Here is a 13,449-nt window from a genome sequence, read left to right as displayed (position 1 = left end):
GAAATCCGAATTGAGTATGATGGTTCAATCTACCTTTCCGCCGGTGTTTGCAAGAAATGCGAAACCAGAAATCGGATTGCGGCTGAAATTGGTGCTTCTATGCCACAGTTTCTCAGACCGCTGCTTCGGGATCACAGTATTCCCGCTCTTTTCCAGCGTCTTGGCCCACAAAAGCTCTGGTTGGGAAAACGCTTGCCCGCCCGTATGGCCTTATATACTAACAAGAGGAAATTGAGGAAACGGGGCTTTTTTATGCGCATCTTCAGGTCGGTCGCATTCGGGATTTCATTGATTGGTGTACTGGGGCTGTCGGCCTGTGGTGGCGGCAGCGGATCCTTGGGATTCGGCGGTGGCCAGAAACAAGGCAACACGGTTCAGCATTCACCTCAGGCAGAAGAACGGCGTGAGACGATCTGGGATCTGTTTGCAAATGTGGATGATCCCAACACCACGGTCGAGGTTAACCGGTATATCTGGAATGCCTCGCTGGATGTGCTGAGCTTCATGCCCGTTCAGGCCGCTGACCCGTTCTCGGGCATTATCGTCTTTGGCTTTGGTCGCCCGCCCGGTGGCGGCACCGCCCATAAAGCCACCGTTTATGTGCGCGACCCCGCGTTGGATGCGCGGTCGTTGTCAGTTGCGCTTTATACCAGCTCCGGCCCCGCAAGCGCCGAAGCCGTGCGCAAGGTCGAGGATGCGATCCTGACCCGCGCGCGCCAGCTGCGGATTCGTGACGGCAACCTCTAGACCCGGATCGACCATAGGAATAAGACAAGCGCCGGGCCAGTTGCCCGGCGTTTCTACATCAAGGACCAAGCCGCATGTCGCGATACACAGCCGCCGATATCGAACCGAAATGGCAAGAAGCCTGGGACAAGGCCGGAATTTTCACCGCCAAGCGCGATGAAACGCGCCCCAAGTATTATGTGCTAGAGATGTTTCCTTATCCGTCGGGCCGGATTCATATGGGTCACGTGCGCAACTACACCATGGGCGACGTGATCTCACGTTACAAATCATCCTGTGGTTTCAGTGTGTTGCACCCGATGGGATGGGATGCGTTCGGGATGCCTGCGGAAAACGCCGCGATGGCACAAGGTGGCCACCCGGGCACGTGGACCTATGACAACATCAAGACGATGAAGGGCCAGATGAAGCCGTTGGGCCTGTCGATTGACTGGAGCCGCGAATTTGCCACCTGCGACCCGGAATATTACGGCCAGCAGCAGTCGATGTTCATTGATTTCATGGAGCGCGGGCTGGTTTACCGCAAGAACGCCACGGTGAACTGGGATCCGGTCGATATGACCGTTCTGGCCAATGAACAGGTGATTGACGGCTGCGGATGGAGATCCGGTGCCCCGGTCGAACGTCGCGACCTGACGCAATGGTTCTTCAAGATCTCGGATTATTCCGGCGAGTTGCTGGAGGCGCTGGACGGGCTGGACAACTGGCCAGAGAAGGTGCGCACCATGCAGGCCAACTGGATTGGCCGCTCGCAAGGTCTGCAATTCAGCTTTGAACGTGTGGATGGTGGCGAGATTGAGGTTTACACGACCCGCCCCGACACGCTGATGGGCGCGTCCTTCATCGGTATCTCGCCCGACCACCCCATTTCCAAGGCACTTGAGGTCGAGAGCCCCGAGATTGCCGCCAAACTCGCCGACATGCGCAAGGGCGGCACCACGGAAGAAGCCATCGAAACCGCCGAGAAGCTGGGCTACGACACCGGCCTCCGCGTGATACACCCGCTGGACCCAAACTGGGAACTGCCGGTCTGGATCGCCAACTTCATCCTGATGGATTACGGCACCGGCGCGATCTTCGCCTGCCCGGCCCATGACCAGCGGGATCTGGACTTCTGCCGCAAGTATGACTTGCCGGTGATCGACACGTTCCTGTCGCTGGTAGACCCCTCACCCGTCAAAAAAGAAGCCTTCGTGCCGCCTAAGACGGAAAAAGTGAAGTGGATCAATCATTTCGCCGGATTGGACGAGGCCACGGGTGACGAGGCGATTGAGGCGACGATCAGTTTTGCCGAAAAGGCTGGCTGGGGCACAGGGGTCGAGAAATTCCGCCTGCGCGACTGGGGGCTGAGCCGCCAACGCTATTGGGGGTGCCCGATCCCTGTCGTTCATTGCCCCGATTGCGGCGTTGTCCCTGAAAAGAAAGAGAATCTGCCGATCAAACTGCCCGAGGACGTCACCTTCGACGTACCCGGCAACCCGCTGGACCGTCACTCCACCTGGCGCAACTGCAAATGTCCGTCCTGCGGCAAGCCTGCCCAGCGCGAAACCGACACGATGGACACGTTTGTCGATTCGTCCTGGTATTTCGCGCGCTTCACGTCTCCGAATGCCGACACGCCCACGGATATGGACGACGCGTCCTATTGGATGAATGTCGACCAGTATATCGGCGGCATCGAACACGCGATCCTGCACCTGCTCTATTCCCGCTTCTTCGCCCGCGCGATGAACATCTGCGGCCATCTACCCGACAAAGCGATCGAGCCGTTCAACGCATTGTTCACCCAAGGCATGGTCACACATGAGATCTATGTCACGCGCGATGAAAACGACCGGCCTGTGTATCACTTGCCCGAAGACATCGAGTGGACCGAAAGCGGTGCGCGCCTTGGGGCCTGCGGGACCGAGGTCGAGGTCATCCCTTCGGCCAAAATGTCGAAATCCAAGAAGAACGTGGTTGATCCAGCTCAGATCATCTCATCCTTCGGGGCCGACACCGCGCGCTGGTTCGTGCTGAGCGATTCGCCCCCCGAACGCGATGTGGAATGGACGGCCTCGGGTGCGGAAGCCGCAGCCAAGCACTTGGCTCGCGTCCACGCCACCGCCACCAAGATCGCGGAAATGGACGATGCCGACGGCGACGATGCTGATCTTCTGCGTGCCATGCACAAGGCGATCCACGACGTGACCATGGGCATTGAAAGCTTCGGATTCAACGCCGCCATCGCCAAGCTTTACGCCTTTCAGAACGCCATCGCGAAGTCGAAAGCTGGCGGTAAGGCCCAGAAACAAGCAATGCGCGCACTGGCCCAGTTGATGAGCCCGATGACCCCGCACCTGTCGGAAGAAATCTGGCAAATGCTGGGTGGAGAAGGGCTGGCGGCCCAAGCCCCATGGCCCAAAGCGGACGAGGCGATGCTGGTCGACGACACAGTCACCCTGCCCATCCAGATCAACGGCAAGCGGCGCGCAGAAATCAGCGTGCCGAAGGATATGGACAAGGCCGAGGTTGAAAAACTGGCGCTGGCCGAGGATGCTGTGATCAGGGCGCTTGATGGAAAGTTGCCCAAGAAAGTCATCGTGGTTCCGGGGCGCATCGTGAATGTCGTGGTCTAATCGTCGATTTATCCTGACCTCACTGGTCGCCTCGGCGGCGCTGTCCGCCTGCGGATTCTCTCCGGTCTATGCACCAGGTGGGTCGGCGGATGGTCTGCGCGGTGCTGTGACCGTGGCCGCGCCTTCTGACGCCAACAGCTATGAATTGGTAAAACGCCTGGAAGAACGTTTGGGCCGCAACCTATCAGCCCCGTACAAGCTGAGCTATACCATCACCACCCGATCTGAGGATGTCGGTGTGACCCCAAGGCAAGAAATCACTCGCACCCAAATCCTTGGTGCGATTGAGTTTTCCGTCACGTCAGTCGCAACGGGCGACGTGGTGGAAAGTGGCAGCCTGTCAAGCTTCGCGTCCTATTCCACCGAAGGCTCAACCGTGTCGACGGCATCAGTTGAACGGGATGCAAATCGGCGCTTGATGGTGTCACTCGCCGATATGATGGTCACGCGATTCACCGCCACGTTCGCAGGTTGGGACTCATGAAGCTCGCGCCGCGCGACGCCGTAAAGTATTTTGCCAAGCCTGATCCCAGTCGCACCGGCGTTTTAATTTTTGGCTCCGACGCGATGCGCGTGGCCCTAAAACGGCAAGAATTAATTGCCAACCTGATCGGCCCACAGGGCGAAGAAGAAATGCGCCTGTCCCGGATCGCAGCAGGCGATTTGCGCAAAGATCCAGCAGTGCTGTCCGACGCCATCAAGTCGCAAAGCTTCTTCCCCGGTCCCCGCGTTGCCTTTGTCGAGGACGCGACCGAATCCACAGCCAGCGTCATCACCGCCGCACTTGAGGATTGGCAGGATGGCGACGCGCAACTTGTCATCACCGCGGGCAACCTGAAAAACCGTGGTGCGCTGCGCAAGCTTTTTGAAACACACCCCAATGCCTATGCGGTCGGGATATACGATGACCCGCCGACACGAGACGAGATTGACGCTGACCTGAAGCGCGCCGGGGTCTCGGACATATCATCTGCGGCGATGACTGACCTGACGGGATTGTCGCGCGATCTGGATCCAGGTGATTTCCGACAGACCGTCGAAAAACTTGGGCTTTATAAGTTGGGCGATCCGACACCCGTTACCCCCGAGGACGTTCAGGCAGTCGCACCCACCTCGACCGAGGCCGGTCTGGATCAACTGCTTCATGCCACCGCTGAGGGGCGTTCAGGTGAAATAGGGCCTGTTCTGGTGCGATTGCAGGCGCAAGGGGTCGATCCGGTTGGCCTGTGTATCAATACCACCCGTCATTTCCGCGCGCTGCATGCAGCCTGCGCCGACCCGGCCGGACCAGCCCAAGGCATCAACCGTTTGCGCCCCCCGGTGCATTTCAAAAGCCGCGACCGCATGGTGCGGCAAGCCCAGCAATGGGGGTTGCGACGCTTGGAACAGGCGCTGGAAATTCTGGTGGAAACCGACCTGACTTTGCGGTCAGCCCAGAAAGCGCCAGTGATGGCACTGATGGAACGCACCTTGATACGCTTGGCCATGCTGGGAGGAAAAAGATGACTTACACCGTGATCGGGCCGACCGTGACCCGCACCTTCCGCGTTTTATGGATGTTAGAGGAGCTCGGGCAAAACTATGACCGCCTGACGCACCCTCCGCAATCTGACGCATTGCGCAAATTCAACCCCGCAGGAAAGGTTCCTGTGCTGCTGGACGGCGATGCCGCCCTGACCGACAGCACAGCGATCATGCAATATCTGGCCGACAAACACGGCGCGTTGTCCTATCCCACTGGCACGCTTGACCGTGCGCGGCAGGACGGCTTCACCCACTTCATTCTGGATGAAATGGACGCAAGCCTCTGGACTGCCGCCCGCCATACATTTGTCCTGCCCGAAGAAAAACGCGTTCCCGAGGTGAAACAGAGCCTGAAATGGGAGTTTGCACGCGCGATTGATGAACTGATGCGTCGCAAAGGTGACACGCCCTTTCTGATGGGCGATCAAATGACGGTACCCGACATTCTGGCCACACATTGCGGAAGCTGGGCCATCGCTGCAGGATTCCCATTAGAAAACGCCGCCTTCCGCGCCTATGCAAAACCGTTGCGAAACCGACCGGCTTATCTGCGGGTCTCTGCCATCTGATTCTGCGCCCAATTTGCTGCCGCCCGTCCGGCGTATCGCCCCGTCGCCAGACAGGTCGTCAAAAGATATCCGCCTGTTGGCGCATCCCAGTCCAACATCTCGCCCGCGGCAAAGACACCGGGCAGCGCCTTAATCATCAATCCGTTATCCAACGCATCGAATGACAGGCCGCCTGCGGTTGAAATCGCTTCGTCGATCGGGCGCGGGCCTTGATGTCGGATTGGCAGTACCTTGATCAATTTAGCCAACACCTTCGTGTCTGTTGGCAAAGGACGGCCAAACTCCTGCAACAACGCGATCTTGGCAGGGTCCAGCTTCAAGGTTTTGCGCAAGTGGTTTGTCAGGCTGGCTTTTCCACGCGGTTTTGCCAAACGGTTCTTTACATCCGCCTCGCTTCGGTCTGGTGTCAGGTCGACGGTCAACGCCGCCCCGTTCCTCACTTCCCGACTGACGGCATAGACGGCTGACCCTTCGATGCCGTGGGAGGAGACAACGAACTCTCCCACCACCGACATATCGCCCACATGCAGGCGCACGGGTTTGATCGGAACCCCGAAATGACGCTGCATGTGGTCTGACCAATTCACCACGAAACCCATGTTTGACGGTAAGAACGAAGTGCAGGTGACACCGTTTTCTGCCAGAATAGAGACCCATTTGCCGTCAGACCCCAAGCGTGACCAACTACCCCCACCCAGCGCCAGAACGGTCACATCCGGGCGAAGCGTCTGATCGCCATCGGGAGTTACGAACTTCATGTCACGCCCGTCGATCCCGGTCCAATACCAGCCCCGTCTTATCTGAACACCCAGACTGTCCAACTCGGCCAACCACGCGCGCAAAAGGGGCGAGGCCTTCATCGCCTTGGGAAAGACGCGCCCCGATGATCCGGTAAACACATCTTGCCCCAATTCACGCGCCCAGTTTTGAACGGCCTTGGGTCCGAAATCCGCGACGATTTCGCGAAGGTGTTCCGGCCCTAGAATCTGGCTCAAGAATTCATCCAGAGGTTCGGCTTTCGTCAGGTTCAGCCCGGATTTACCAGCCATCAGGAACTTCCGCGCTGGTGAAGGTTTGGCGTCTGCAATCGTCATAGATAGCCCAGCCCGCGCCAGTTCACCTGCCGCCATCAAGCCCGCAGGTCCGGCACCGATGACCAAGGCCTGTGTCACGCGGTGTCCTGGGCAGACGCTTTCATCTCGACCACGCGATGCGGATAGGGGATTTCGATGTTGTTGGCCTTAAGCGTTTTCCAGACCTGCATCATGACACGCGGTGTAAACTTGTTGCGCCCATCGTCGATGCCGTTCACCCAAAACTCCACCGCAAAATCCACACCACTGTCACCAAAGGCGCGCAACTCGCAGTCGGGATCTTGTTCCTCGGTGCCGGTCAGAACGAAATCAAGCTCAGCCACTGCCTTTTCAATCAGCTCGGGGATCGCCTCGATATCGGAATCATAGCTGACCGAGAACGGCGCTTCGTACCGGTTTGCGCTACCCGCATCCGAATAATTGACGACACGGGTGGTGATGAAATGCTCGTTCGGAACAACAATCCAACGGCCATCATACGTCTCTAATATGGCGGCGCGGGCCGTCATCTTGACAATCGTGCCCGCCTCGCCACCGTCAAGCTCAACGTAGTCGCCAACGGTCGCCTGACCTTCCAACAGAAGGATGACGCCCGAGATGAAATTTGACGCGATTTGTTGCAGTCCGAAACCCAACCCAACGCCAATTGCACCACCCAGAACCGCAAGCGAGGTCAGGTTGATACCCATGATGTTCATCAGAATCAGGAAGGCGACGCCGAAGATTGCGATCTCGGCCGCCTTGGCAGCCAGTTCACGCGTGGCTGGGCGCATCTCTTTCTGTTTCTTGATGGCTTGTCGTGTCTGGTCATTCGACCAGCGTCCGAGCCAGAAAATTGCGCCACTGATCACGACAAATTTTAATGCAAACAAAAGCGAGAAGCTCATATTGCCCAGCGGCACAATGGTTTCTTCCAACTTCGTCGTGACCGGTTCAAGCAACCCAAGCACGTAGAGCCCTGCCACAGGGATCAGCACATACCGCCCCAGCAGCTTCAGGAACGGATCCTTCAGGACCTGCTTCACAAGTGCGCGTATCGCAAGAAACAAAAAAACGCGTTTACCAAACGCGATCACTGCGCCAGATCCGAACAACGACCGCGTAACCTGTTCACCGATCCCGGTAAACGCCCATGCCAGAAGTGGCAGAGTCAGCGGCAGGAAAATCAGAAGGAACAACCGAGCCTTCGACAGCAAGCTCTTTGCACTGCCAGCGGGGGACAGCAATCGCGTGATGACAGGGGATAGTTTACGGGCAACCAAATGCGCCGCCAGATAGGCGACCACCAGCAAGCCGAACTGAGACCACGCAGCCGGTGATAAAAGCCACCCTTCAGCAAGCTCCCACGCTTGATTGAAATAGCCGATGGCCTGATCCAGAATTTCCGGGCGGTTCTCCATGCGTGTCCTCTTGCCAAAACGGGGAAGTGTGCAAAACTATCCGGCATGGATAGCGATCTGGCTTCAAAGGGCAAGGATTCTGTGCCGATCTGCGCGTTATGTAGCAGGCCGATTCCACCTGTCGTGGCGCAAAGTCGGCATCACCTCGTGCCTAAGCTTAGGGGTGGTAAAGGCGGCCCGACAGTACTTTTACATCAGATTTGCCACAATCAGATCCATCTTGAACTGAGCGAGGCCGAACTCGCGCGCCAGTTCAACACCGTTGCGGCGCTACGATCCTATCCGGCATTGGCACGGTTTATCACCTGGGTGGCCAAACGGCCGCCCGACTTCTATGCGGTAACAAAAGGCACGCGTCGCCGCCGGGGACGAAGTTAAGGCGTATCAGAGCCTATCTTTGGAATCATCCGCTTCATCTCGGCAACATGTTCTGCCTGCTGAGCACGCGGAGCATCGGCAAGGTCCAAAGCTACATCTATCAATGTGTCGCGCGGGGCCAAACGGTCCACAAGCCCCCATTGCAACGCTTCGCTGGCTTGTACCTTCTGCCCCGACATCAGGATGATTTTGGTGCGTGCTGGTCCAATCAGCCCCACCATGCGACGTGGGTCAGACGGTTGCGGAAGAAAGCCCAACTTCATCACGGGATAGAAAAATGACGCCTCGGGTACTGCGATGCGGATGTCACAGGCCAGCGCCATACCGAACGCACCGCCTGCCAAAGTCCCGTTCAGGGCCGCAATGGTCAGGCACGGCGCCGCCGAGACCGCATTGGATAGACGCTCCCAAACGCCGTCTACGGCAAGACCTGCGCGGGCTTCGCCCAGATCTGCGCCCGCTGAAAACACCTTTCCCGTCCCGGTCAGAATCAGAACCCGCGCCTCGCCCGCCGCATCCATGGCGATCTGCGCCAGTTCTTCCAGCATCGCCTTCGTTAAAGAATTAGCCTTTTCAGGGCGGTTTAGGGTCACAATCCAGACCCCATCCTGCTTTTCGAGGTCGATCATCTACGAACCTGCGCACGCTCGCGAATGCCTTCGTCCCTCAGCGAGATTTCTTCGCCAAGGAAATCGTCTGCATCCTCGGTGCACATCCACAACAGCGCGCGGGCGACCCATTCTGGCGGGATGTGTTCGGACCATGAAAGCTGGGCAACCGCGTTGATACCCGACCCTTTGATCTCGCGTTGCATCTGGGTGGCAACGGTGCCTGGCGACAGGCCGATTGCGCGGATGCCCTTGCCCGCGCCCTCCCGATGCAGCGCCTTGTTCAACATATGCACGCCTGCCTTCGACGCACAGTAATGCGCCCAGCCTTCCAGCGCGTTATGCGCGGCACCCGAGCTGATGGTCAGTACTGACCCACCGCCTTGCGCCGCCATGATCGGCATCACTGCCCGGATACCATAATAGACACCCTTCAGGTTCACGTCGATCACATGACCCCATTCGGCCGGATTAGAGTCTATCAATGGTCCAATCGGTTCGATCACGCCTGCGTTGTTTATCAAGACATCGACATTGCCGAATCTGGCGACCGCCGCGTCAACGGCAGATTTCACATCCTCCCATTTTGATACGTCACATCGCACCGCGAGGGCGCGGTCGCCAATTGCGGCAGCAATCGCGTCGATCTGGGATTTCCCACGCGCCGTCAGCACGACATTGGCCCCGGCCTGGGCAAAGATATGGGCGGCGGCCTCGCCGATCCCGCGGCTGGCACCGGTAATCAATACGGTTTTTCCGGTCATGTCTGTCATCGTCACTCCTCCTGTCCCCTAAGTGCTGTCCCCTAAGTGCTAGCCCAGCAAAGTGGTTTAGGCCAGAGTCACGTCTTGCGACCACGCGCCCCTGACGTTACCTCAGGGACACGACCGGGAAAGGGACCGACATGACAAATACGCTTGACGATCTGACACAGCAGTTGCTGGACGCCGCCCAGAAGGCCGGGGCCGATGGGGCGGATGCGCTCGCGGTTGACGGGACATCGGTGTCGATCGACGTGTTGCACGGGAAACTGGAACATGCCGAGCGATCAGAGGACATCGATATCGGTCTGCGCGTTCTGGTTGGGCAGCGGCAAGCCTGTGTTTCCGCATCGGACATTTCGACGCAAACCATTCAGACCATGGCGGAACGCGCAGTCGCGATGGCCAAGGAAGCCCCGGAAGATCCCAATATTGCGCAGGCCACAGCCGAGATGCTGGCCAGCGACTGGGATCTGGCTGCGTTGGACCTGCAAGACCCGACGGCCGAACCCGACCCGGCTGATCTGGAACGCGATGCTGCCGAAGCAGAGGCCGCTGCGCTGGCGGTCGAAGGTGTGACGCAGGTATCCAGCAGTTCTGCCGGATATGGGCGACACCAATTCCATCTGGCGACAAGCAACGGGTTTTCCGGCGGATACGGGCGCACCCATCGCGCCATTTCTACCGTTGCAATCACTGGCGAAGGGGCCACGATGGAGCGTGACTATGCCGGCGAAATGCGCAGTTTTCAGGCCGATCTTCCTTCGGCGGTCGAGGTTGGCACGAAGGCCGGGCGGCGCACGGTGCAGCGCGCGGGCGCACGAAAACCCCCAACCGGAGCCTTTCCGGTTCTCTATGACGAGCGGATTTCCTCGTCGCTGATCGGACATCTTTTGTCGGCGGTCAACGGTGCCATGATCGCCCGCGGTTCATCCTGGCTGCGCGACGCGTTGGGCGAGCAGGTCTTGCCCGACGGCATTGACCTGATCGAAGACCCACACCGCCCGCGCATATCGGGTTCGCGTCCTTTCGACGGAGAAGGGCTGGCCACACGGGTCCGCAAGATCATTGACAACGGCACGTTGACCGGGTGGACGCTGGACATTGCAACGGCCAACAAATTGGGCCTGAACAGCACAGCCAGCGCATCGCGAGGCACATCATCACCGCCGTCGCCCTCAATCTCGAATGTGACCCTAACACAAGGCAAATCGACCAAAATGGACTTGACGGCGCAGATGGGAACCGGTTTGCTCGTCACCTCGATGATCGGCTCGACCATCAATCCGACAACAGGCGATTACTCACGCGGCGCATCAGGTTTCTGGGTCGAAAACGGCCAGATCGCCTATCCGGTCAATGAATGCACCATTGCGGGCAATCTGCGGGACATGCTGCGCCGGATCATTCCCGCCAACGACGCCGAGGCCCACCTGAGCCGCATGGTTCCCAGCTTGCTGGTCGAAGGAATGACCATTGCCGGAGACTGATGACCTGTCCCTGCTGATCGACGCCGCGCAGGACGCAGGCAAGATCGCCGCACGCTATTTCCATGGGTTCGCAGATCGCTGGGACAAACCCGGCGGCCAAGGCCCCGTGACCGAGGCCGATCTGGCGGTGGACCAGATGCTGCGCGAAGAACTAACCGCCGCGCGGCCTGGCTATGGCTGGTTGTCGGAAGAGACAGAGGATGGTGCAGAACGGCTGTCTGCCGAGCACGTGTTCATCGTCGATCCCATCGACGGTACGCGATCTTTCATCGAAGGATCTACCACGTGGGCACATTCACTTGCTATCGCCCGCAAAGGACGGGTGGAAGCCGCAGTGGTTTATCTTCCGCTACGCGATAAGCTCTATGCCGCTGCGCGCGGCTTTGGCGCCACGCTGAACCACCAACCTCTGGAGGTCAGCAAGCGCACAGAGCTTGAGGGGGCGACCGTTCTGGCCGCAAAACCCAATTTCGTTCCATCGCGTTGGATCAACGCTACCGTTCCACCCATCTCACGCAAGTTCCGGTCATCGCTTGCCTATCGCTTGTCGCTGGTGGGGGAAGGCCGGTTTGACGCGATGATGACCTTGCATCCCACATGGGAATGGGACGTTGCGGCCGGCAGCCTTATCGTCGAAGAAGCCGGCGGCGCTGTCAGCGACCGCACACGTCAGCCCCCGCGTTTCAACAACCCCGTCCCGCAGCTTTCCGGCATGGTCGCCGGTGGTGCGATTATTCACGACGCGCTGCTGACCCGTCTGGCATAGCGATGTTAGGCTAACATCGGTGTGAAAAGAGGTCATTGCCAAGAAAAACTTTATCGCTAACATAAGTGCATCCACTTATTTGCAAGGATGCCTTCGTGACAGACACAGCCCCATCCCGAAATCGCCGTCCCCTTACCCTTCGTGACGTGTCAGAGGCTTCCGGCGTTAGTGAAATGACGGTCAGCCGGGTGTTGCGAAACCGTGGCGATGTCAGCCAAACCACCCGCGAGCGGGTGTTGGAGGCGGCCAAAGATCTGGGCTATGTGCCGAACAAGATCGCAGGCGCCTTGGCCTCGCAACGGGTCAATCTGGTTGCGGTCATCATCCCCTCGCTCAGCAACATGGTGTTTCCCGAGGTCATGACCGGCATCAACGAGGTGCTGGACGAAACGCCTCTGCAACCAGTTGTGGGTGTTACGAACTACAAGCCCGAGCGCGAGGAAAAAGTGCTGTATGAGATGCTGTCCTGGCGTCCGTCCGGCGTGATCATCGCGGGGCTTGAACATTCCGACGCGTCCAAGGCGATGCTGAAGGCCGCTGGCATTCCGGTGGTCGAGATCATGGACACAGACGGTCAGGCGATCGACGCTTGTGTCGGAATTTCGCACCGACGGGCAGGCCGAAAGATGGCCAATGCGATCCTGAAAGCAGGCTATCGCAATATTGGCTTCCTTGGCACCAAAATGCCGCTGGATCACCGCGCCCGTAAACGGTTTGAAGGGTTCACCGAAGCGCTGGCCAAAGAAGGCGTCGAAATCGTTGATCGGGAGTTTTATGAGGGCGGATCGGCGCTGGCCAAGGGGCGCGAAATGACCGAAGCGATGCTGAAACGCACGCCCGAGATAGATTTTCTGTATTATTCCAACGATATGATCGGGGCAGGCGGATTGCTGTATTGTCTGGATCAGGGGATCAGCGTACCCGGGCAAATCGGGCTTGCCGGATTCAACGGGGTAGAGCTATTGGACGGCCTGCCCCGCCAACTTGCCACTATGGACGCTTGCCGTGCGGAGATTGGCCGCGCAGCCGCCCGCATCATCGCCGAACGCAGCGCCGAAGATGGCGCAGGTGGTGGTGGAGAGCGTATCGAGCTGACCCCAAAAATTCAGCCCGGCGACACGCTCAGGCGTAAGTAGGCTTGGCTGGACAAGCCCGTGACCTGACACTATTCCACCCATACGACCCCGTGGCTCAACTGGATAGAGCAGCCCCCTCCTAAGGGGCAGGTTGCAGGTTCGAATCCTGCCGGGGTCGCCAAAACTGCCTGAAAAATATGGCTTATTTACAGGACGTTGTGCGGAAGCGTGCAAAAAGTCCCATGCGCTTTCGCGGCGAAATCGGCTGAAACGGCCGATTNAATTTGCCCATGCGAATCTATGCTCACGCGGAGACCGACGAGGCCGACATCAGGGCCCGTTTTCGTACAAACCACGTACCGGATGACGCTGTACAAACACCCAACAGTAAGAAATCACAAAAGGAATAGCGCTATGA

General features: G+C 58.6%; 13 protein-coding genes and 1 tRNA gene. 10 read left to right on the top strand and 4 right to left on the bottom strand.

All coding sequences use genetic code 11. The features are described 5' to 3' along the window. Positions 1 to 252: 252 nt before the first annotated feature. The 5 genes from MWU51_RS14295 to MWU51_RS14275 all read left to right on the top strand — a co-directional run bounded on the left by MWU51_RS14295 (position 253) and on the right by MWU51_RS14275 (position 5,458). A complete protein-coding gene (locus MWU51_RS14295) occupies positions 253 to 747 on the top strand; it encodes a DUF3576 domain-containing protein (protein ID WP_247038203.1) in 495 nt (164 codons plus the stop codon). A gap of 74 nt (positions 748 to 821) precedes the next feature. Beyond that, positions 822 to 3,365 carry a leucine--tRNA ligase gene (gene leuS, locus MWU51_RS14290; protein WP_247038201.1) on the top strand — a complete coding sequence of 848 codons (2,544 nt, stop codon included), beginning with the start codon at positions 822 to 824 and terminating at the stop codon, positions 3,363 to 3,365. Further along, complete coding sequence (gene lptE / locus MWU51_RS14285; RefSeq protein WP_247038199.1) at positions 3,352 to 3,849, top strand: LPS assembly lipoprotein LptE; 498 nt, start codon at positions 3,352 to 3,354, stop codon at positions 3,847 to 3,849. The genes leuS and lptE overlap by 14 nt, the downstream gene beginning before the upstream one ends. After that, a complete protein-coding gene (holA, locus tag MWU51_RS14280) occupies positions 3,846 to 4,871 on the top strand; it encodes a DNA polymerase III subunit delta (protein WP_247038197.1) in 1,026 nt (341 codons plus the stop codon). The genes lptE and holA overlap by 4 nt, the downstream gene beginning before the upstream one ends. Then, entirely contained in the window at positions 4,868 to 5,458 is a 591-nt protein-coding gene (locus MWU51_RS14275; protein ID WP_247038196.1) for a glutathione S-transferase family protein, read from the top strand. Before holA ends, MWU51_RS14275 begins: the two co-directional genes overlap by 4 nt. Here the strand turns inward: MWU51_RS14275 and MWU51_RS14270 are convergent. Further along, a complete protein-coding gene (locus tag MWU51_RS14270; RefSeq protein WP_247038194.1) occupies positions 5,434 to 6,630 on the bottom strand; it encodes a TIGR03862 family flavoprotein in 1,197 nt (398 codons plus the stop codon). The genes MWU51_RS14275 and MWU51_RS14270 overlap by 25 nt on opposite strands. Further along, a complete protein-coding gene (locus MWU51_RS14265) occupies positions 6,627 to 7,952 on the bottom strand; it encodes a mechanosensitive ion channel domain-containing protein (protein WP_247038192.1) in 1,326 nt (441 codons plus the stop codon). The genes MWU51_RS14270 and MWU51_RS14265 overlap by 4 nt, the downstream gene beginning before the upstream one ends. A 45-nt stretch (positions 7,953 to 7,997) precedes the next feature. On the opposite strand from MWU51_RS14265, the gene MWU51_RS14260 reads away from it, so the two are divergent. After that, positions 7,998 to 8,330 carry an HNH endonuclease gene (locus tag MWU51_RS14260; RefSeq protein ID WP_247038190.1) on the top strand — a complete coding sequence of 111 codons (333 nt, stop codon included), beginning with the start codon at positions 7,998 to 8,000 and terminating at the stop codon, positions 8,328 to 8,330. Here MWU51_RS14260 and MWU51_RS14255 read toward each other — a convergent pair. Together MWU51_RS14255 and MWU51_RS14250 are read right to left on the bottom strand one after the other, a co-directional pair. Beyond that, positions 8,327 to 8,959 (bottom strand): enoyl-CoA hydratase/isomerase family protein, encoded by a 633-nt coding sequence (locus tag MWU51_RS14255; protein ID WP_247038188.1) that lies wholly within the window; start codon positions 8,957 to 8,959, stop codon positions 8,327 to 8,329. The two genes, MWU51_RS14260 and MWU51_RS14255, sit on opposite strands and share 4 nt — an antisense overlap. After that, positions 8,956 to 9,711 (bottom strand): SDR family oxidoreductase, encoded by a 756-nt coding sequence (locus MWU51_RS14250; RefSeq protein WP_247038186.1) that lies wholly within the window; start codon positions 9,709 to 9,711, stop codon positions 8,956 to 8,958. The genes MWU51_RS14255 and MWU51_RS14250 overlap by 4 nt, the downstream gene beginning before the upstream one ends. 131 nt (positions 9,712 to 9,842) lie before the next feature. Between MWU51_RS14250 and MWU51_RS14245 the strand changes: the two genes are divergently transcribed. From MWU51_RS14245 to MWU51_RS14230, 4 genes are all read left to right on the top strand, one after another. After that, complete coding sequence (locus MWU51_RS14245; RefSeq protein WP_247038183.1) at positions 9,843 to 11,189, top strand: metallopeptidase TldD-related protein; 1,347 nt, start codon at positions 9,843 to 9,845, stop codon at positions 11,187 to 11,189. After that, entirely contained in the window at positions 11,176 to 11,955 is a 780-nt protein-coding gene (locus MWU51_RS14240; RefSeq protein WP_247038181.1) for a 3'(2'),5'-bisphosphate nucleotidase CysQ, read from the top strand. The genes MWU51_RS14245 and MWU51_RS14240 overlap by 14 nt, the downstream gene beginning before the upstream one ends. A gap of 95 nt (positions 11,956 to 12,050) precedes the next feature. After that, positions 12,051 to 13,091 (top strand): LacI family DNA-binding transcriptional regulator, encoded by a 1,041-nt coding sequence (locus MWU51_RS14235; RefSeq protein WP_247038179.1) that lies wholly within the window; start codon positions 12,051 to 12,053, stop codon positions 13,089 to 13,091. A 44-nt stretch (positions 13,092 to 13,135) separates the two neighbouring features. Further along, a tRNA-Arg gene (locus tag MWU51_RS14230) sits at positions 13,136 to 13,212 on the top strand. Positions 13,213 to 13,449: the final 237 nt, after the last annotated feature.

The organism is Aliiroseovarius sp. F47248L, assembly GCF_023016085.1.
Lineage (GTDB): Bacteria > Pseudomonadota > Alphaproteobacteria > Rhodobacterales > Rhodobacteraceae > Aliiroseovarius.
This window is presented reverse-complemented; position numbering and strand designations above follow the sequence as displayed.

Coding starts and splice junctions, on each gene's coding strand:
- MWU51_RS14295 (WP_247038203.1), top strand. CDS start 253: ATGCGCATCTTCAGGTCGGTCGCATTCGGGATTTCATTGATTGGTGTA.
- leuS (WP_247038201.1), top strand. CDS start 822: ATGTCGCGATACACAGCCGCCGATATCGAACCGAAATGGCAAGAAGCC.
- lptE (WP_247038199.1), top strand. CDS start 3,352: ATGTCGTGGTCTAATCGTCGATTTATCCTGACCTCACTGGTCGCCTCG.
- holA (WP_247038197.1), top strand. CDS start 3,846: ATGAAGCTCGCGCCGCGCGACGCCGTAAAGTATTTTGCCAAGCCTGAT.
- MWU51_RS14275 (WP_247038196.1), top strand. CDS start 4,868: ATGACTTACACCGTGATCGGGCCGACCGTGACCCGCACCTTCCGCGTT.
- MWU51_RS14265 (WP_247038192.1), bottom strand. CDS start 7,952: ATGGAGAACCGCCCGGAAATTCTGGATCAGGCCATCGGCTATTTCAAT.
- MWU51_RS14260 (WP_247038190.1), top strand. CDS start 7,998: ATGGATAGCGATCTGGCTTCAAAGGGCAAGGATTCTGTGCCGATCTGC.
- MWU51_RS14255 (WP_247038188.1), bottom strand. CDS start 8,959: ATGATCGACCTCGAAAAGCAGGATGGGGTCTGGATTGTGACCCTAAAC.
- MWU51_RS14250 (WP_247038186.1), bottom strand. CDS start 9,711: ATGACAGACATGACCGGAAAAACCGTATTGATTACCGGTGCCAGCCGC.
- MWU51_RS14245 (WP_247038183.1), top strand. CDS start 9,843: ATGACAAATACGCTTGACGATCTGACACAGCAGTTGCTGGACGCCGCC.